Annotated in this window: 18 protein-coding genes and 1 riboswitch; of the genes, 12 read left to right on the top strand and 6 right to left on the bottom strand. The window is 60.4% G+C overall.

Features of this window, described 5'->3' with window-relative positions; genetic code table 11:
• Window positions 1-2,398 precede the first annotated feature (2,398 nt).
• The 5 genes from IB285_RS01115 to IB285_RS01095 are packed head-to-tail and all read left to right on the top strand — an operon-like array spanning window position 2,399 to window position 5,465.
• Window positions 2,399-3,892 (top strand): CoA-acylating methylmalonate-semialdehyde dehydrogenase, encoded by a 1,494-nt coding sequence (locus IB285_RS01115; RefSeq protein WP_190786437.1) that lies wholly within the window; start codon window positions 2,399-2,401, stop codon window positions 3,890-3,892.
• A gap of 5 nt (window positions 3,893-3,897) precedes the next feature.
• Window positions 3,898-4,395: a hypothetical protein gene (locus IB285_RS01110; RefSeq protein WP_190786436.1), complete on the top strand. Its 498-nt coding sequence runs from the start codon at window positions 3,898-3,900 to the stop codon at window positions 4,393-4,395.
• Between the two features lie 10 nt (window positions 4,396-4,405).
• The gene (locus IB285_RS01105; RefSeq protein ID WP_234033026.1) at window positions 4,406-4,726 is read left to right on the top strand and encodes an I78 family peptidase inhibitor; all 321 of its coding nucleotides are present in this window, start codon (window positions 4,406-4,408) and stop codon (window positions 4,724-4,726) included.
• 42 nt (window positions 4,727-4,768) lie between these two features.
• Complete coding sequence (locus IB285_RS01100) at window positions 4,769-5,059, top strand: antibiotic biosynthesis monooxygenase family protein (protein WP_234033025.1); 291 nt, start codon at window positions 4,769-4,771, stop codon at window positions 5,057-5,059.
• Between the two features lie 7 nt (window positions 5,060-5,066).
• Window positions 5,067-5,465 carry a RidA family protein gene (locus IB285_RS01095; protein WP_190786434.1) on the top strand — a complete coding sequence of 133 codons (399 nt, stop codon included), beginning with the start codon at window positions 5,067-5,069 and terminating at the stop codon, window positions 5,463-5,465.
• A gap of 8 nt (window positions 5,466-5,473) precedes the next feature.
• Here IB285_RS01095 and IB285_RS01090 read toward each other — a convergent pair whose 3' ends face one another.
• Window positions 5,474-5,881: a hypothetical protein gene (locus IB285_RS01090; RefSeq protein ID WP_190786433.1), complete on the bottom strand. Its 408-nt coding sequence runs from the start codon at window positions 5,879-5,881 to the stop codon at window positions 5,474-5,476.
• Between the two features lie 137 nt (window positions 5,882-6,018).
• Between IB285_RS01090 and IB285_RS01085 the strand changes: the two genes are divergently transcribed.
• From IB285_RS01085 to mmsB, 5 genes are all read left to right on the top strand, one after another.
• Window positions 6,019-7,164: an acyl-CoA dehydrogenase family protein gene (locus IB285_RS01085; protein ID WP_190786432.1), complete on the top strand. Its 1,146-nt coding sequence runs from the start codon at window positions 6,019-6,021 to the stop codon at window positions 7,162-7,164.
• A 22-nt stretch (window positions 7,165-7,186) separates the two neighbouring features.
• Window positions 7,187-8,257, top strand: a complete 1,071-nt coding sequence (locus IB285_RS01080) for an enoyl-CoA hydratase/isomerase family protein (protein WP_190786431.1) — start codon at window positions 7,187-7,189, stop codon at window positions 8,255-8,257.
• A 118-nt stretch (window positions 8,258-8,375) separates the two neighbouring features.
• Window positions 8,376-9,173: an enoyl-CoA hydratase-related protein gene (locus IB285_RS01075; RefSeq protein ID WP_190786430.1), complete on the top strand. Its 798-nt coding sequence runs from the start codon at window positions 8,376-8,378 to the stop codon at window positions 9,171-9,173.
• Window positions 9,170-9,427, top strand: coding sequence for a hypothetical protein (locus tag IB285_RS01070; RefSeq protein ID WP_190786429.1), 258 nt, complete (start codon window positions 9,170-9,172; stop codon window positions 9,425-9,427). Before IB285_RS01075 ends, IB285_RS01070 begins: the two co-directional genes overlap by 4 nt.
• A complete protein-coding gene (gene mmsB, locus IB285_RS01065) occupies window positions 9,424-10,290 on the top strand; it encodes a 3-hydroxyisobutyrate dehydrogenase (protein WP_190786428.1) in 867 nt (288 codons plus the stop codon). Before IB285_RS01070 ends, mmsB begins: the two co-directional genes overlap by 4 nt.
• Here mmsB and IB285_RS01060 read toward each other — a convergent pair.
• A complete protein-coding gene (locus IB285_RS01060) occupies window positions 10,277-11,026 on the bottom strand; it encodes an Nmad3 family putative nucleotide modification protein (protein WP_234033024.1) in 750 nt (249 codons plus the stop codon). The two genes, mmsB and IB285_RS01060, sit on opposite strands and share 14 nt — an antisense overlap.
• 89 nt (window positions 11,027-11,115) lie before the next feature.
• On the opposite strand from IB285_RS01060, the gene IB285_RS01055 reads away from it, so the two are divergent.
• Both IB285_RS01055 and IB285_RS01050 read left to right on the top strand, forming a co-directional pair.
• Window positions 11,116-11,925, top strand: a complete 810-nt coding sequence (locus IB285_RS01055) for an NTP transferase domain-containing protein (protein ID WP_190786427.1) — start codon at window positions 11,116-11,118, stop codon at window positions 11,923-11,925.
• A gap of 41 nt (window positions 11,926-11,966) precedes the next feature.
• The gene (locus IB285_RS01050) at window positions 11,967-13,283 is read left to right on the top strand and encodes a lipopolysaccharide biosynthesis protein (RefSeq protein WP_234033023.1); all 1,317 of its coding nucleotides are present in this window, start codon (window positions 11,967-11,969) and stop codon (window positions 13,281-13,283) included.
• A gap of 17 nt (window positions 13,284-13,300) precedes the next feature.
• On the opposite strand, the gene gcvPB is transcribed toward IB285_RS01050, so the two are convergent.
• The 4 genes from gcvPB to gcvT are packed head-to-tail and all read right to left on the bottom strand — an operon-like array spanning window position 13,301 to window position 17,816.
• Window positions 13,301-14,863 carry an aminomethyl-transferring glycine dehydrogenase subunit GcvPB gene (gene gcvPB / locus IB285_RS01045; RefSeq protein ID WP_190786426.1) on the bottom strand — a complete coding sequence of 521 codons (1,563 nt, stop codon included), beginning with the start codon at window positions 14,861-14,863 and terminating at the stop codon, window positions 13,301-13,303.
• Window positions 14,860-16,251: an aminomethyl-transferring glycine dehydrogenase subunit GcvPA gene (gene gcvPA / locus IB285_RS01040; protein ID WP_190786425.1), complete on the bottom strand. Its 1,392-nt coding sequence runs from the start codon at window positions 16,249-16,251 to the stop codon at window positions 14,860-14,862. The genes gcvPB and gcvPA overlap by 4 nt, the downstream gene beginning before the upstream one ends.
• A 42-nt stretch (window positions 16,252-16,293) precedes the next feature.
• Window positions 16,294-16,665 carry a glycine cleavage system protein GcvH gene (gene gcvH / locus IB285_RS01035; RefSeq protein WP_190786424.1) on the bottom strand — a complete coding sequence of 124 codons (372 nt, stop codon included), beginning with the start codon at window positions 16,663-16,665 and terminating at the stop codon, window positions 16,294-16,296.
• A 5-nt stretch (window positions 16,666-16,670) separates the two neighbouring features.
• Entirely contained in the window at window positions 16,671-17,816 is a 1,146-nt protein-coding gene (gcvT, locus tag IB285_RS01030) for a glycine cleavage system aminomethyltransferase GcvT (protein WP_199803318.1), read from the bottom strand.
• Between the two features lie 152 nt (window positions 17,817-17,968).
• Window positions 17,969-18,065, bottom strand: a riboswitch (glycine riboswitch).
• Window positions 18,066-18,127 lie beyond the last annotated feature (62 nt).

Below are 18,127 nucleotides of genomic sequence, written 5' to 3'. Positions count from 1 at the left end.
GCAATTTCAATATTTCAACTTACACATGAGGGGCGTACCTTGTTTTTGCAGAATTCGCGGCTTGTTTTGGTTTTGCTGTTCGCAGCAACAACTTCGTGCACATCGCCATCCAATGTCACTTCTCCAGCTCAGACTAGCCCCGCGGAGGTGTATGCCGATGTCGAACCGGCTTCGATGGTGCGAGAGGGGCGATTAGATCAGTCTAGTTCTGAAATCGACGAAAATGGCCCTGCATTCGATGTGAGAGATGATTCCAGCATTTGCACTCGATTGACAGTTGACCCGTCGGTCTGGTCAATATCTCAGGGCTACGAACCGCCAAGCGACCTTAGCACTATGTTCGCTGCCGCATTATCCCGTGCGCACATGGCTAATGGTGGGTCGCCTCGCCTTCCGGCAGACCGAAAGATCCCTCGCATCACAAGTGATTCGTCCGGGCAAAACCCTTACTGCCGCGATGAGGGCGTCGATATCATTGTGACAGCCCGATATTCGGCTCGTGCTGACGGAACGCCGTTCCTGTTCGAATATGAGATTCGTCAAGGGCCTGTGGTACGCCGAAGGTCTTTTGAGAGAGATGCAGAGGCTGATCTGAGGGATGGAAAGCTTAAGTGGATTTACTGGCAGAGCCGCATGCAAAACGCAGTGTTCATGGACACGCAAGAACGTGCGGTGATCATATTAAATGACATTTTCCACTTGGAGTAGGAGTGCGACATGTCCGCAAGCAACATCGTAAACGTGAATAGGATTGTTAATTCTGATCGTATTTCGAGCACTGCGTCGGCAAAATATCTCTCTTTGGCGACGTTGTTTATATCGTTTTCGGTGCTCTCCGCCTGTTCCGCATTGGGCGGCGAGGCCAGTAGACCTGATGGCGGGATTGGCGGGACGATTTCCCCGGATGCCGAGCTCGCCGAATTCGACCGCGATAACCCGGATTGCCCAATTTGGACCAACTGGGAGAAAATGTGCTCGCGCACTGGACCGAATGGGGAAACGTTATGCGTGCGCGATGAGGCAAGACCAGTCGAGCCGAGCACGCCGTTTTGCGCTTCCAATTCCCGTTCGAGCCGATTGCCTCTATATCTCAATGAGTTAAATGATCGAGGGCGCGAATCCGCTTTAAGATTTTGCGATCGCATATCGTCGGGATCCGACGGTCGACAAATCGAAGCTTGTCTTTATGTCAGGGATAGGCCCTTCAGCAGCAGAAGGTTGCAAGCGCGATTGCATCCTTGGTGCTCTGCTTGGGGAACCGATACGGCTATGGCTGAGGTGCAACCAGTGTGCTCCACCAACGCACGGGACAAAGGAAAAAACTGCGCCGCGCTCGCCAAAGAAAGATACGTGCACTCCGATATCTTGCGATGTGACGAGGCGCGAGTTCCGAATTGGTGTAGCGCGCCCGCTCGTCTTGGGCGAGACAAAATTAGAGTATCACCTGACCAGTGGGCTATCCTAAAAACTAGGAATCCCGAATCCTTCGCGGTATTTGGTGTATACTGTGAGAGTGGAGTGGTTCTGCGGCAAATCCCAAGTCTACAGACGAAAGTCTGACAGTACTAGGCGATTTTCGGTCATGAAATGACAAGCCACGGCGATCACGAGCAGCTGCTCTGGAGGCAATATTCCAGTATTCCAGTCTGGTGATTTTGAGACCAACCCATTTCTCGTCAGATCACGTACCATATTGATCGAAAAATCTGAGACGGCCACTCCTAGCCATGCAGGTGTGCTGCATTAAGGTAGAAGATCGACAATGTTTCGCTCTTCGGCGGTCGTTTTTGTATCCTTGTCGATGCTGTAGGACTGGTGAGCACTTGGCGGCGAGGCCGATAGACCTGACGGCGAAATTCGCGCGATGGGTTCTCCAGATGCCAAACTCGCCGAATTCGATCGCGATAATCCAGAGTGCTAGGTGTGGAGCACCGAGCCGTGGATGCGTAACCGAAGCACTCAATGCTTCGTGCTGCAGCGATGTCACCTTTCGGCGTGATCATAGTCTCGGCAGAAGGCCCAGCATGGGGCGCTAACTCATCGTTCGTGGCATCGCGGCGCAAGTCGAGTATTGCTACCTGCGACTAAGAAATTGGTCCCTGACTTTCACACCGAAGCTGCAAGCATTTGAATTTCGTGAATGCGAAAACGCTAGACTTTACAGCGAAACCCCCAGGAATCTGCGATTGTGGTCGCTTGGGAAGGTGCTGCTCTACCATTGAGCTACACATGCATGGGCCTTGAGTGAGCGCCCAATGCACCCGCTTACCTTCATGGCAAGGTGCCGTAACCCCACTTGGCGCCTTTTTTGAGCTTAAACACTTTTGGCAGGCCGCGGGGCCTTGCCGCGGTGGCGCGTGTCGGGCATCTGCGGTTACAAATTCGACAGGAGATCCCCATGCGTCAGATCGATCATTTCATCGTCGGTGACAGCCCCGCCCCCACCCGCAAGCATCAGGTATGGAACCCGTCCACCGGAGAAGTGCAGGCCGAGGTTGGGTTGGGCGATGCGGCCTTGCTCGAACAAGCGATTGCGACCGCACAGAAGGTCCAGCCGGAATGGGCGGCAACCAATCCGCAAAAACGTGCGCGGGTGATGTTCAAGTTCAAGGAACTGATCGAGGCCAACATGCAAAGCCTCGCCGAGCTGCTTTCCTCCGAGCACGGCAAGGTGATCGACGATGCAAAGGGCGATGTTCAGCGCGGGCTCGAAGTGATCGAGTATGCCTGCGGCATTCCGCAGGTGCTCAAGGGCGAGTACACCCAGGGCGCAGGGCCCGGCATCGATGTCTATTCGATGCGCCAGCCGCTCGGCATCGGGGCTGGCATCACCCCGTTCAACTTTCCCGCGATGATCCCGATGTGGATGTTCGGCATGGCGATCGCGGCGGGCAATGCCTTCATCCTCAAACCTTCCGAACGCGATCCCAGCGTGCCTGTGCGGCTTGCCGAACTGTTCGTGGAAGCGGGCGCTCCCGAAGGTCTGTTGCAGGTCGTTCACGGTGACAAGGAAATGGTCGACGCCATCCTCGATCATCCGGCGATTTCCGCAGTGAGCTTCGTCGGCTCGTCCGATATCGCGCACTATGTCTACAAACGCGGCGTTGCTGCCGGTAAACGTGTCCAGGCCATGGGCGGCGCGAAGAACCACGGCATCGTCATGCCGGATGCCGATCTCGACCAGGTCGTGAACGATCTCGCAGGCGCGGCCTTCGGCTCGGCGGGTGAGCGCTGCATGGCGCTTCCTGTGGTGGTGCCGGTGGGCGAGGACACGGCCGAACGGCTCAAGGAAAAGCTGATCCCGGCCATCCACGGACTGAAAATTGGCGTCTCCAGCGATCCCGACGCGCATTACGGGCCCGTGGTCACGCCCGAGCACAAGGCGCGGGTCGAGGGCTGGATCGATACCGCTGAAAAGGAAGGCGCGGAGATCGTCATCGACGGGCGCGGCTTCACGCTGCAGGGCCACGAGGACGGATTCTTTGTCGGCCCGACGCTGATCGATCATGTGACGCCGAAGATGGATAGCTATCAGGAAGAGATCTTCGGCCCGGTCCTCCAGATCGTGCGCGCAAACGACTTCGAAGACGCGGTGCGGCTGCCGAGCGATCATCAATACGGCAACGGCGTCGCGATCTTCACCCGCAACGGCCATGCCGCGCGCGAGTTCGCAAGCCGCGTCAATGTCGGCATGGTCGGCATCAACGTGCCGATCCCTGTGCCGGTCAGCTATCACAGCTTCGGCGGATGGAAACGTTCAGGCTTTGGCGACATCGATCAGTATGGGACCGAGGGTCTTAAGTTCTGGACCAAGCTGAAGAAAGTGACGCAGCGCTGGCCCGATGGGGGCGGTGATAGGTCCAACGCCTTCGTCATCCCAACCATGGGGTGAAACGGATGGCTGATCGCCTCTCTCGATCGATGACATGGCTGCTTGCGGGTTCCATCCTGCTCGGCGGATGCGGATCGCCGGAGGAGGCTCCACGGGAACCGGATCAAGCGGAGATCGGGAACGCGCCGGTTAGCTCAGAACCGAAAGCGGATGACGGCGCGAGCGATGCGGTTTCAGGCGAAGCGGATAGCGCGATGATTCCTGCGCGATATCACGGGGTCTGGGATTTCGAAGGCGGCACCTGCGAGCGCACGAGCGATCTGCTGATGGAAATCTCCGCATCGGAAATTCTGTTTTACGAATCGCTGGGGCTTGTGACTGCCACCGAGCCAGACGGTGATGACGTGATCGTCACCCTCGATATGGAAGGCGAAGGTGAGACTTGGACGCAGCAAACCCGCTTTTCGCTGGTCGGTGAAGGCGACGAATTGAGGCTCCACACCTCCGATGGCGAGCAGCCAAAGGAAGCGGACACATATCCCAGCAAGCGCTGCGCTGATTGAGGAGATTGCCATGGTCCCGAAATCCTCTGCCCTAATAATCGCGGTGATGCTCAGCGGCTGCGCTGGCGCTTACGCTACGCCAGATGCGAGCGCGGCCCCTTCGGAGCCACGAGCCAAACCCGTCGGCGCGGCTTGCGATGCTGAGCCGGTCCAGCAGCATGTCGGTAAGGAAGCGACGCAAGAGGTGGGCAAGATCGTGCTTGAGCAAAGCGGGGCGCGCGCACTTCGCTGGGGTCCTCCGAATTCCGCATGGACGATGGATTACAGCGAGCAGCGGGTGAACATACGATACGACGAAAACATGACGATTACGGCGATCACCTGCGGATGATATGTTGCCGTTTGGACTTTAGTCGGATCGGATAGGCCAGCCATGATCATCAGAGTTTTTCGTGTTTGGATAAAACCCGCCAATGAAACGGAGTTCGAAGAGAAATATCGAGGGATCTCCGTCCCATTTATGAAATCATGTGACGGGATGGAAGCCGTCTGGATCGGCAAGCCAATGGAAGCGACAACCGGTAGCTACGTTATGGTGTCCCACTGGACGTCCAGGAAATCACTGGAAGATTCGCTTGGTGCGAACTGGAATGAGCCTCACATTCCCGCTGGGATGGAGCACCTAGTCGAGAATTGCACAGTCGATCATTTCGAGATGATGTGAGCAGACGATGGCTAGTGCGGATCGCAAACACGTCAGTTCCGGATCACCTTACGAGGCGCAGTTCGGCTTTTGCCGGGCCGTCCGCGTGGGAAACCGCATCATCGTCGCTGGAACCGGTCCGATCGAGCCTGACGGTGAAACCACCCCAGGCGATGCCGCCGCGCAAGCCGTGCGGTGCTGCGAACTGATCATTGCTGCGATTGAGGAGCTTGGCGGCAGCGCCAAGGATGTGGTCCGCACGCGCATGCTGCTCACGGATTTCAGCGATCAGGACGCCGTTGGCGCTGTTCACGCCCGCTATTTCGGCGGTGCAAGGCCCGCTGCGACCATGGCTGGGGTGGCATGGCTCTGCCGGCGCGAATGGAAGGTCGAGATCGAAGCCGAGGCGGTCGTCGAGGACGCCTAGGCTACATGCTAAGCAACCGCGCGCGGAAACGGATTGCGTATCCGTTCGAGCTCCAGCTTGCTCTCCACACGAACAATCAGTTCGGGCAGGCTTTCCATATCGTTGAGCTCATCGGCTGAAATGAGCATGCGCGCGGGATTGCCATGCTCGGCAAGGAGGATCGCGGGCAGCTGCGCGCTATGCGTGGGATATGCCTTTGCAAACTCGTCGCGGTGATAGAACTGCACGCCCATCCTGATACTACCCAGGAACCGCCGCCACTGGCCTCGCATGGCAACAGGGCCATAGGTCAGCGCACACAGCGAGCACGGATAGGTCGATGGCGACACGATCTTGTGCACCATATCCTTGAGCGCGTTCAGAATGCCGCTGTCGGCGTTGTAGACAATTATCAGGCGCGAATAATGCTGGGTCATATAGTGCTGTACGCGTGCAATGGCCGCGCGGTTACGGCGTCGTGCTTTTTCGCGTTGCGCTGCTCGCATCGTGCCTAGCAAAAGAAGCGGCTTTCCGGCCCTTTTCTAAGCGCGAGAAGCGCTGTAGATGCGCGGGCATGCAAGGACAATTTTCACTTACATCCGATCAGCTTGCGATCCAGGAAATGGCGCAGCGCTTTACCGCCGACAACATCACGCCCAATGCGGGCGAATGGGATGAGAAGCATCACTTCCCAAAAGACGTGATCAAGCAAAGCGCCGAACTCGGCTTTGGCGCGATCTACGTGTCCGAGGAATCGGGCGGTATCGGGCTCGGCCGGCTTGAAGCCGCGCTGATCATGGAGGCGATGGCCTATGGCTGCCCGACGACGAGCGCTTTCATCTCGATCCACAATATGGCCGCCTGGATGATCGACCAGTTCGGCGGTGCAGGTGTGAAAGAAAAATACCTCCCCGATCTGGTCACGATGGAAAAGATCGCCAGCTACTGCCTGACCGAACCCGGCAGCGGATCGGACGCTGCGGGGCTGAAGACAAACGCCAGGCTGGACGGCGATCACTATGTCCTTAACGGCACGAAGCAGTTCATTTCGGGCGGCGGGGTCAACGACGTCTACGTCACCATGGTGCGTACCAGCGATCACAAGACAAAGGGCATCACCTGCCTTGTCATCGACAAGGACACGCCGGGTGTCTCTTTCGGCGCACCGGAGAAGAAACTTGGCTGGAACGCCTCTCCGACCGCGCAGGTCATCTTCGAGGATGCGCGGGTACCGGTCGAGAACCGCGTCGGGGATGAAGGCGAAGGGTTTCGCTTTGCGATGATGGGGCTCGATGGCGGACGTCTTAATATCGGCGCATGCTCGCTCGGCGGGGCGCAGCGCTGTCTCGACGAAGCAGTCGCCTACACCAAGGATCGCAAGCAGTTCGACACGCCGATTGCCGATTTCCAGAACACGCAGTTCATGCTCGCCGACATGGCGACCGACCTCGAAGCGGCGCGCGCTCTGCTGTACCTCGCGGCTGCCAAGGTGACCGACAACGCGCCGGACAAATCGCGCTTTTCCGCGATGGCCAAACGGCTCGCGACAGACAATGGCAGCAAGGTCGTGAACGACGCGCTGCAATTGTTCGGCGGCTATGGCTACCTCAAGGATTACCCGATCGAACGCTTCTGGCGCGACCTGCGAGTTCACTCGATCCTTGAGGGTACAAATCAGGTCATGCGGATGATCGTCGGCCGCGATCTGCTGCGCCAGTGAACGCAGGGATAAGGCGAAAACCATGACGCAAGACGTTAACATTCATAAGGATGGCCGCGTCGGCCATATCTCGCTCAACCGGCCCAAGGCGCTGCACGCGCTCACGCTCGACATGTGTCACGCAATGAGCGCGGCGCTCACCGAGTGGGAGCATGACGACGACGTCGAAGCGATCATTCTCGACCATGCCGAGGGGCGCGGCTTTTGCGCGGGCGGCGACATCGCGTTCCTGCGCAATTCGGCCTTGAACGATGGTGGCGTGTCGGGCCGCAAGTTCTTCCACGACGAATATCAGCTCAACCATCAGCTGTTCACCTACCCCAAGCCCATTGTCGCCTTCATGGACGGCATCACAATGGGCGGCGGCGTGGGCATCGCGCTTCCCGCGAAGTTCCGGGTCGCGACGGAAAACACCCGTTTCGCCATGCCCGAAACCGGCATCGGCCTGTTCCCGGATGTCGGCGGCGGCTGGTACCTTTCGCGCCTCGGCGGGCGTCTGGGCCAGTTCCTCGCGCTCACAGGTGCGCGGCTCGATGGAGCGGAATGCTTGTGGACCGGGATCGCCACGCATTACGTTCCGAGCGAGATGATCGATGAGCTCAAAGCTCGCATTATCGAGCGGCCCGGCCGCATTGCCGGGATCCTGTCCGAGCCCGTCGGCACTCCGCCCGATGCCCGCATCGAAGGGAACGCGCTGCGCATCGCCAAGCATTTCGCGTCCGACGATTACGAGGAGATACTCGCCAGTCTCGAAAACGAGATCGAGACCGATGAGAACGGTAATGCCGAATGGGCGGCAAAAGAGCGCGACACGCTCGGCACCAAGAGCCCGCAGACCTGCAAGGTCGCGCTGCGCCAGCTTGCGACCAGCGAACAGATGATCGATTTTGCCGAAAACATGCGGATGGAATACCGCATCGCCTCGCGGGTGCTGACCCGGCCCGATTTCGCCGAGGGCGTGCGCGCCGTGATTGTCGACAAAACCAACGATCCGCAGTGGGATCCGCCCACGCCCGAAGGTGTGAGCGAGGAACTCCTCGACAGCATCTTTGCGCCCCTGCCCGATGACGAGGAATGGAAACCACTCGCGTAATCCCGCCCGCACCGTCATGCTGAACCTGTTTCAGCATCCATTTCGCCAGTGGCGGGTGCGGTGCAGATCGAAGAACGGACCCTGAAACACGTTCAGGGTGACGAATTGGAGAAGGCCGATGGCCCAATACGAAACTATCACCGTCGAAAAAGACGCGCAGGGGACCAAAGGGGTCACCCTGCTCACCCTCAACCGGCCCAAGGCGCTCAATGCGCTGAATTCCAAAGTGCTCGAAGAACTGATCGACGCCTTTGCCGACTATCAGGCCGATGACAGCCAGCTTTGCGCGGTCCTTACCGGCTCGGGCGACAAGGCTTTCGCTGCGGGTGCCGACATCAAGGAGATGAGCGAAAAGGCAGCGGCCGATTTCTATCTCGACGATTTCTTCTCGCCGTGGACGAGCGAGATCGTGAAGAAGACCCGCAAGCCGTGGATTGCGGCGGTCAATGGTTTCGCGCTCGGCGGCGGGTGCGAGCTTGCGATGATGGCGGACTTCATCGTCGCCTCGGATAATGCGAAGTTCGGTCAGCCCGAAATCAAGCTGGGCGTGGCCCCCGGCATGGGCGGATCGCAGCGTCTGACCCGCGCGATCGGCAAATCCAAATCGATGGAAATGTGCCTGACAGGCCGGATGATGAGCGCCGAGGAAGCCGAGCGTTCCAACCTGATCGTGCGCGTGGTCCCGCAAGCCGACCTTATCGCAGACGTCCTGAAAACCGCCGCGACCATTGCCGGGATGCCGCCGATGGCGACCATCGCGAACAAGGAAATGGTCAACAGCGCGTTTGAAATGATGCTCGACCAAGGCCTGATCGTCGAACGCCGCATCTTCCAGATTCTCACCGCGAGCGAGGACAAGGCCGAAGGCATGGCGGCGTTCATCGAGAAGCGCGAGGGCCAGTGGAAGGGGCGGTGATCTTCGCTCTAAGCATACTGCTGTTTGGCGTCTTCTTCTGCTGGGCCGCTTTCGTCGGTTGGCGCCATCGCCGCGAAGACAGCATAAGCCTGCTCGAAGCCAGCATCCTGACGGCCAGCGGCGAAGAGCCTTTGCCGCTCACCCTATTTGATCGGTTACTTCAGAAGTTCCAGCTGATCATGATGACCATTTTTGGACCGCCGATGGTCTTTCTTGGCGGCTACGGACTGCTAACCGAAATAGGTGTTTTATGAAGATCGCATTCATCGGCCTCGGCAATATGGGTGGCGGAATGGCCGCGAACCTTGTCAAGGCTAGCCACGATGTCCGCGCATTCGACCTGTCGCAGGACGCGCTTGCGGCGGCAAAGGAGGCGGGCTGCGCAACTTTCGGATCGGCGCGCGCGGCATGCGAGGAGGCCGAGGCGGTCGTCTCGATGCTGCCCAACGGCAATATCGTGCGCGATGTCTATCGAACCGATGTGATTGGCCAGGCGCCCAAAGGCGCAGTGCTGCTCGATTGCTCGACCATCGACGTCGCGACCGCGCGCGAGGTCATCGCGACCGCGGAAGAGGCGGGGTACGACATGGTCGACGCGCCTGTTTCCGGAGGGATCGCCGCCGCGAATGGCGGCACGCTCACCTTCATGGTTGGCGGCAGTGAGACCGCCTTCGGACGCGCCGAGCCGATCCTCGAGGCGATGGGCAAGGCTGTCATCCACGCAGGCGATGCGGGCAACGGACAGGCGGCGAAGATCTGCAACAACATGCTCCTCGCGATCCAGATGATCGGCACGTGCGAGGCGTTTTCGATGGCCGAGAAACTCGGCCTCGACCCGCAGACATTCTACGACATCTCATCCGTATCCTCGGGCCAGTGCTGGTCGATGACGAGCTATTGCCCGGTCCCCGGCGTTGGTCCGCAAAGCCCTTCGGATAACGAATATCAGGGCGGTTTCGCCTCTGCGCTGATGCTTAAAGACCTGAAACTTGCGATGGAGGCAGCGGAGAGCGCCGGTGCGACAACGGCTCTCGGCAAGCATGCCAAGGATATTTACGAAAGCTTCGCCGAAGAGCACGGCGCGCTCGATTTCTCCGGGATCATCAAGACGCTTTGATCTCTGCGATGATCTGATCGAGCCATTTGCGCGGGACGCTGCGCTCGCCGACATTCGCGACGAATTCCTGGCCGTTCCCGACGCGGTACATGCGATCGGGCGCGGGCCAGTTTTCATCCTTGTCCGCGAAATAGGTGATCCCTCCGCGCTCCAGCCATGGCGGGCGGCGCCATAGGCCTACAGGCCCGCCCGGCACTGTTAGCCGCAGGGCATCCGACGCGCGGCTGGCAGTCCCTCCCAGCCCGAAATACACCGCGTCATTGCCTGCGTGCATCCCGATGAAATGCGGATGATCGACGCTGATGGCGCGCTGAACGTGGGAGTCTAACTCGTCCGCTTTCGACACTTCGACAACTGCGGCGATATTCATCCATCCGAAGATCCGGTGGTGCTTACCGCCCGTCGCATCGCCCTCGAACAAACCGAAGAAAAGGAAGACGTCTCCAGGGCCTACCCCCTGTTTCGATAGGTGCCCCTGCGACGAGCTGCACTGGCCGAGCATGACCGTGCCATCGTCCAGAAACATCGGGTCGTGATGACAAAGCTCTTTCGCGCCATATTTTCCGCGGCTTGCTTTGCTGGTGAGATCACCGAGGCCAAGGCTGCCATAGGTGGTGCGCGACAGGCCTTTCGTATCCGGGATCGGCAGGCTCACTGGGCGACCATCAATGATCGGCGATGGCCCTCCCCCGGCGGTGCTATCGAAACCCTTGCGTGAAAAGATGATCCGCATCATTCTTGCATTGCCCTGCGACCGAATGTTGCACAAGCGGCTGCATTCGTTGCTTTGCGCCCGATGAGCTTTGACGGTAAAGGCTGCACACTATGAGCGATCACAAGAAAGTCACCGCACTCGTCATGGCCGGCAAGAGATCGGGGGTGCTCGATCCGCTGGCACAGCGCGCTAATGTCGCGCAGAAATGTGTCGTGCCGGTCAATGGCGTGCCGATGGTAGAGCGCGTCGTCCGGCAGGTTTCAGCCTGCGACCGCGTTGGTCAGATCCGCATCGTCGCGCACGAACCCGATGAAATCGCCGCGCTCCCGACCGTGGCGAAACTGATCGAGGAAGGCCGTCTGACCTTTGCCGAGGGCAAGTTCAATCTGGTCGACAGCGTGGTTTCTGGTGCCGAAGGCGCGGAATATCCCGTGCTGATCACGACCGCGGACAACTGCCTGGTGACGCCCGAAGGCTATGCGGAATTCATCGACAAGTGCTTTGCCGCCGATGCAGGCGGAGCCGCCGCGCTCGCCAGAAAAGAGGACGTGCAGGCCGCCGACCCGCAAGGTCAGGCAAAATTCTACCAGTTTCGCGACGGCGCCTATTCCAACTGCAACATGTACTGGATGGGCAGCGAAGAGGCACTGAACGCAGCGGAGATCATGCGTGAGGGCGGCCAGTTCGTGAAGTTCCCCCGCCGCATCATCAAGGCGTTCGGCCTCATGAACCTGCTGCGCTTCCGCCTTGGCTGGGGATCGAAGGAAAAGCTGTTCAGCCAGGTCTCGCGCAGGTTCGGGCTGAAGCTATCCCCCATCGTCGTGTCCGATGGACATTACGCAATCGACGTCGACAACGAACGAACCTTTGCCGTAACCGAGAAAATCCTTAAACGCCGTGAGAACCAGGCGCCGGTATAGGGAAAAATCCCCAGCGTCTGAGCAGGAGAACGCAGGCGCAAATGGCCAAAGGAATGGGACGCCTATTCACCAATATGGGCTGGTTGCTCGGCGGGCGCGGCATCAATGCCGTGCTCAGCCTGGTTTACCTTGCCTTGGCGACGCGCACCCTCGGCCTCGAAGGCTTCGGCAACTTTGCCATCATCGTTGCACTCGGACAGACCGTATCGGGACTTGCGAGCTTTCAGACGTGGCAATTTATCGTGCGTTGGGGCGCGGGGAGCGGGCCGGACGATATGAAGGCCGCGACCGAGGCGACCGGTTTTGCGATCGCGCTCGATTTACTTTCCATTGCGCTCGGCACAGTGCTCGCAGCGGTGCTTTGCTACACCGCGCAATATTGGCTGCCGCTTTCGACCGAGCTGCTGTGGGTGGCATTCGGGTACTGCATCATCTCTCTTCTCGCCTTGCGGTCCACGCCGATCGGGCTGCTGAGGCTGCGCTTCGATTACAGGCGGGCAACCACGGCGGAGGCGACGCAGCCGATTGTCCGCACGGCCTGCGCGGTGCTGGCGGCGGTGTTCTTCCCCACGGTTGCGGGTTTCGTGCTGGCGTGGGCCATTGCAGAGATTTGCGTGGCCGGCGCGCTTTGGTTCGCCGCGGCAAGGCGTGAGCGGATCGATCTGTCGCGTATCAGCCTGCGCAATGTCCCGCGCAGCCACCCGGACGCCTGGGGCTTCGTGTGGTCGACCAATTTCACCGAAAGCCTCAATATCAGCGCCAAGCATGTCCTTCTGCTGCTGGTCGGCGCAATCGGCGGGGAGGCCTTCGCTGGCGGTTTCCGGGTCGCCTCGCAGCTTGGCCAGGCCCTCGTGCAACTCGCCCAGACCATTTCGAAAGCGATCTATCCGGAGCTTGTGCATGCCAAGGATGACGCTGTCCGTATCGCGCAGCGGATGGCCTATATCGCCTTGGGCGGCGGAATTTTCGCTGTGGTGCTCGCGCTGATGTTCGGCCGGCTCATCATCGAAACGATTGCGGGGGAACCACTGGGCGGGGTTTACTGGACGATGGTCATCATCGCGATCGCCGGCGCAATCGAGCTGGTGGGAGCCAGCCTGCAATCGCTGCTGGTTAGTGCAGGCCGTGCCGGTACGGCGCTGATTGCGCGCGCGATCCCCATGGCGCTTGGCTTCGCATTGCTGGAATTCGCGATGGGATGGCAGGGCCTGAAAGGCGCAGCGCTGACAATGCTGGGGTCAAGCGCGCTCGCCGTCATCGGCTTCTGGATCGCGATCCTGTCGCTCCAGTCGATCAAGATCACGGTCGAGCCGCCCGCAGGCAAGGACGCGCCGGAGCCGAGCCCAGACCCACGCTGATCGCGCGAAAATCGGCGCTATTCGGGATCGGTCCAGGACAGCTTCGGTTTGCGTGCGGCGGCGGTTTCATCGAGCCTGCGGCGCGGCGCGTAATACGGCGCCTGCTTCATCGTCTCGTCACCTGCCAGCGCCCGCTCGGTGACCGACCGGAATGCGGTGATGAACTGATCGAGGCTCGCCTTGCTCTCCGTCTCGGTCGGCTCGACCAGCATCGCCCCGTGGACCACGAGAGGGAAGTACACCGTCATCGGGTGATAGCCTTCGTCGATCAGCGCCTTCGCAAGATCGAGAGTCGAGAGATCGCCGCCGAAATCCTTATCCCCGAACAGCGCTTCGTGCATGCACGGACCGCTATCGGCGAAGGGTGCATAGAGAATGTCTTCGAGGCTGCGGAGCACATAGTTGGCGTTGAGAACGGCATCCTCGGCGACCTGTTTCAACCCGTCAGCGCCATGGCTGAGCATGTATGTGAGCGCGCGCGTGAACATCCCCATTTGCCCGTGAAAGGCGGTCATGCGGCCGAAGGTCGGCCCGCATTCGTCGCCGCTTTCCTCCTCGACGAGATAATATTCGCCCTCATCGCTCTTTTTGACAAAGGGCAGCGGGGCGTAGGGCGCGAGCGCTTCGGAAAACACGACCGGACCGGAACCGGGGCCGCCGCCGCCATGCGGGGTCGAGAAAGTCTTGTGCAGATTGATATGCATCGCATCGACGCCAAGGTCGCCCGGACGCACCCGTCCAACGATGGCGTTGAAGTTCGCGCCATCGCAATAGACATATCCGCCCGCCTCGTGGACTGCATCGGCGATCTCGCGGAAGTCCTTTTCGAACAGACCGCACGTATTGGGGTTGGTGATCATCACGCCCGCGACATCGGGGCCGAGACGCTCCTTCAGCTTGGCGACATCCACGCGGCCCTCTGCAGTCGCGGGGATATCCTCCACCTCGTACCCAGCGAACGCAGCGGTCGCCGGGTTGGTGCCATGCGCGCTTTCCGGCACAAGCACCACCCTGCGCGCGTCGCCGCGCGCCGTGTGCGCGGCGCGGATCGCAAGGATCCCGCAAAGCTCGCCATGCGCGCCAGCCTTCGGGCTCATCGCGACCGACGGCATGCCGGTGAGCTTGCACAGCCAGTCGCCAAGCTCATGGATCACCTGCAGCGCGCCCTGCACGCTTTGCTGCGGTGCGAGCGGGTGAATGTCGGCAAATCCGGGAAGCCGGGCCATCTTCTCATTGAGGCGCGGATTGTGCTTCATCGTGCACGAACCCAGCGGGAAAAAGCCGAGATCGATACCGTAATTCTGCCGGCTGAGGCGCGTGTAATGGCGCACCGTTTCCGGCTCGGTCAGACCGACGAGGCCGATGGGCTCCGATCGTTCGACCCCAGCCAGCCGCGTCGGCGCGCTTTCGTCGATCTCGGGCAGATCGACGCCGGTTGTTTCCGAATGACCGATCTCGAAGATCAGCGGCTCTTCAAGCATCAGGGCGCGGTTGCCCGTCGTTGTCATCGGGCCGTTGTGAAGGCCGTCTTCGGTCACTTCCATCTGAGGCTTCCAGCCGGATTTGTTGGGCGCGTTCATTGGGCTGGCTCCTTCGCCTGCGTCCCGGCCAGAGCGTCGTGCAACTCTGTGGCCAGACGGTCGATGTCGTCTTCGGTCGTGGTCTCGGTTACGGCGACGAGCAGCGCGTTTTCCAGCGCCTCGACACCCGGATAGAGGCGACCGAGCGACACTCCGCCCAGCACGCCGCGATCGGCAAGGTCGCGCACGATCTCCCTCGCGGGCTTGCCATCCAGCATGATCGTGAATTCGTTGAAGAACGCTGTGTTGAGCAGGCTGACGCCCGGCACCTGCGCAAGCCTGTCCGCCGTCATACAGGCAAGCCTGTGGTTTTCCGCTGCGAGTTCGCGCAAACCCTTTTCGCCGAGCAAAGTCATGTGGACGCTGAATGCGAGCGCGCATAGTCCTGAATTGGTGCAGATATTCGACGTCGCCTTTTCGCGGCGAATATGCTGCTCGCGGGTCGACAAAGTCAGCACAAAGCCGCGCTTGCCCTCCGCATCGGTGGTTTCGCCGCACAAACGCCCAGGCATCTGGCGCACATGCTTGGGATCGCGCACGGCAAACAGGCCAAGATATGGGCCGCCGAACTGCAGGCCGACGCCGATCGACTGTCCCTCACCCACGACGATATCCGCGCCGAGCTCACCCGGCGATTTGATCGCGCCCAGCGCCACCGGCTCCGTATTCACAGCGATGAGCAGCGCGCCTTTCGCATGGGCGGCCTCTGCGACCTTGGAAAGATCGCTGATCCGGCCAAGGATGTCGGGGTATTGCACCACAACGCATGCCGTCTCCTCGTCGATCCGGCTGATCAGGCCATCGAGGTCGGGCTCCGTCTGGATCGATGGCTGCGCGTCGGCGATCTCGTCGCCGGTAAACTGCGCCATGGTCTTTACGACCTGAGCGTAATGCGGGTGAAGCGCGCCGGAGAGGACCGCCCGTTTCCGCTTGGTCACGCGGCTCGCCATCGCCACCGCTTCCCAGCATGCGGTCGACCCATCGTAAAGCGAAGCGTTCGCGACCGCGCAGCCATACAGGCGGGCGACCTGCGTCTGAAATTCGAAAAGCATTTGCAGCGTGCCTTGCGCGATTTCAGGCTGATACGGCGTGTAAGCCGTCAGGAATTCGCCGCGCTGGATCACCGTGTCGACGCTCGCCGGGACGTGGTGGCGGTACGCCCCTGCCCCGAGGAAGAATGGCGCATCGCCTGCTGCCAGGTTTTTGCCTGCGCGCGATTTCATGTGCCGTTCCACCGCCATCTCGCTCGCATGCATCGGCAGGTCGTGGATCGGTCCGTCGAGCTGCGCCACCGCGGGCACGTCGACGAACAGGTCGTCTATCGAGGACGCGCCGATCTTGGCCAGCATATCGGCGCGGTCGGTATCGGTAAGAGGAAGGTAGCGCATGGTGGTATCGGCCTTTTGGCAGGTGCGGCTCAGGTCAGGGGATCAAAGGCTTTCGACAAAGGTCTTGTAACCCTTGTCATCCATCAGCCCCTCAAGTTCGGAGCTGTCGGAAATCGTCAGGCGGAAGAACCAGCCATCTTCTTCAGGCGAGGAGTTAACGAGGGCCGGATCGTCTTCGAGGGACGAATTCGTTTCGGTAATCTCACCGCTGATCGGGGCATAGACGTCGCTTGCCGCCTTCACACTTTCGACCACGGCCGCATCTTTGCCCTTGTCGATGACGGTGCCGACATCGGGAAGTTCGACGAAGACGATGTCGCCCAGCTGCTCCTGTGCGTAATCGGTGATACCGACAGTGGCGCTATCGCCCTCGACATCGATCCATTCATGTTCGTCGGTAAAGTAACGCGGCATAGGTATCAGCTCCCTCGGAAATAGCGGTGCGGGACAAACGGCATGGGTGAAACTGTGGCGGGCAGGCGCTTACCGCGCACTTCGCATTCGAGCGCGGTGCCCTCTGCGGCGTGCAGAGCATCGACATAGGCCATCGCGATCGGGCGGCCGAGCGTCGGTGAGAACCCTCCGCTGGTCACGATGCCGACCTTGGTGTCGCCCGCAAACACGTCCGCGCCTTCGCGCGCGGGCATGCGGCCATCGAGCAGCAATCCGACGCGGCGACGGGCGAGCGTGCCGCCCTCGGCATCTGCCAACCGGGCCGCAACAGCCTTGTGGCCGAGATAGCCGCCTTCGCTCCGGCGCTTCTTCGACAAGGCGAAGGAGAGGTCAGCGCTCACAGGGTCGATATTCTGGTCGAGGTCATGCCCGTAAAGCGGCAGGCCAGCCTCCAGGCGCAGGCTGTCACGCGCGCCAAGCCCCGCTGGCTTCACCCGATCGTCGGCGATGAGCGCATTGGCCAGATCTTCCGCGCAGCCTTCATGGACCGAAATCTCGAAGCCGTCCTCTCCGGTATAGCCGGCGCGGCTGATCCAGAGATGCGCAGTCTTCCCGTCTCTGGTCCATTCGAAAAGGCCCGCGGTCATGAAGGTCAGCTCGCGGGTCCCGGGGATGAGTTCTTCGAGCACCGCACCAGCTTCCGGCCCTTGCAGGGCAAGCAGTGCGAAATCATCGAAATGCGTGAGCGTTATGTCGTCCGGCAGATGCTCGCGCAGGTGAGCGATATCGTCCCATTTGCACGCGCCATTTACGACCAGCGCGAGGTGCGGTCCGGTGTTGGTGACCATCAGATCGTCGATCACCCCGCCCGCCTCGGTCAGCAGCAGCGAATACCGCATCTTGCCGGGCTTAAGATTGGAAATCGCGCCCGGAAGCAGCTTTTCAAGCTCGTGCGCGGCATTGTCTCCCTTGAGGGTAAGCTGACCCATATGCGACACGTCGAACAGGCTGGCGCTGGTCCGCGTCCAGTTGTGTTCAGCGACAATTCCTTCGTACTGGATCGGCATTTCATACCCGGCGAAGGGGACCATGCGTGCGCCCTGCGCCCGGTGCCATGCATCGAGCGGGAGCGTCTCCAGCAGCGTTTCGTCTTGCGGTGTTTCGTCGCTCAAAATCTCAGTCCCCGAACAAGCAGCCAACGCCCCGAAAGGTGCGTCGTTCCTGCCCCCTCTGTCGGGAAACCTGAGAGCTTAGCGGGATCGCAAACGACCCGGCCTTCCCCTTCGGTGGTCACGGGTGGCCCGCAACGCTTTCCAGAGTGCCCATTCCTTGCGCGGTCCGTTTGCCTGAGAGTTTCCGGGGCGGTTGCTCCTTCGGCGCCTCGCCCGGAACCCCGAACGAATCTCTCCCGCGAAAGACGCCGGAATCACTTCCGGCAGGCATCGCTCATGTTGCGCATGCGAAGGGATGCGTCAATCGCCCA

Origin of the sequence: Erythrobacter rubeus (assembly GCF_014705715.1) — a bacterium.
Taxonomy (GTDB): Bacteria; Pseudomonadota; Alphaproteobacteria; order Sphingomonadales; family Sphingomonadaceae; genus Erythrobacter; species Erythrobacter rubeus.
This window is presented reverse-complemented; position numbering and strand designations above follow the sequence as displayed.

Coding starts and splice junctions, on each gene's coding strand:
- IB285_RS01115 (WP_190786437.1), top strand. CDS start 2,399: ATGCGTCAGATCGATCATTTCATCGTCGGTGACAGCCCCGCCCCCACC.
- IB285_RS01110 (WP_190786436.1), top strand. CDS start 3,898: ATGGCTGATCGCCTCTCTCGATCGATGACATGGCTGCTTGCGGGTTCC.
- IB285_RS01105 (WP_234033026.1), top strand. CDS start 4,406: ATGGTCCCGAAATCCTCTGCCCTAATAATCGCGGTGATGCTCAGCGGC.
- IB285_RS01100 (WP_234033025.1), top strand. CDS start 4,769: ATGATCATCAGAGTTTTTCGTGTTTGGATAAAACCCGCCAATGAAACG.
- IB285_RS01095 (WP_190786434.1), top strand. CDS start 5,067: ATGGCTAGTGCGGATCGCAAACACGTCAGTTCCGGATCACCTTACGAG.
- IB285_RS01090 (WP_190786433.1), bottom strand. CDS start 5,881: ATGACCCAGCATTATTCGCGCCTGATAATTGTCTACAACGCCGACAGC.
- IB285_RS01085 (WP_190786432.1), top strand. CDS start 6,019: ATGCAAGGACAATTTTCACTTACATCCGATCAGCTTGCGATCCAGGAA.
- IB285_RS01080 (WP_190786431.1), top strand. CDS start 7,187: ATGACGCAAGACGTTAACATTCATAAGGATGGCCGCGTCGGCCATATC.
- IB285_RS01075 (WP_190786430.1), top strand. CDS start 8,376: ATGGCCCAATACGAAACTATCACCGTCGAAAAAGACGCGCAGGGGACC.
- mmsB (WP_190786428.1), top strand. CDS start 9,424: ATGAAGATCGCATTCATCGGCCTCGGCAATATGGGTGGCGGAATGGCC.
- IB285_RS01060 (WP_234033024.1), bottom strand. CDS start 11,026: ATGATGCGGATCATCTTTTCACGCAAGGGTTTCGATAGCACCGCCGGG.
- IB285_RS01055 (WP_190786427.1), top strand. CDS start 11,116: ATGAGCGATCACAAGAAAGTCACCGCACTCGTCATGGCCGGCAAGAGA.
- IB285_RS01050 (WP_234033023.1), top strand. CDS start 11,967: ATGGCCAAAGGAATGGGACGCCTATTCACCAATATGGGCTGGTTGCTC.
- gcvPB (WP_190786426.1), bottom strand. CDS start 14,863: ATGAACGCGCCCAACAAATCCGGCTGGAAGCCTCAGATGGAAGTGACC.
- gcvPA (WP_190786425.1), bottom strand. CDS start 16,251: ATGCGCTACCTTCCTCTTACCGATACCGACCGCGCCGATATGCTGGCC.
- gcvH (WP_190786424.1), bottom strand. CDS start 16,665: ATGCCGCGTTACTTTACCGACGAACATGAATGGATCGATGTCGAGGGC.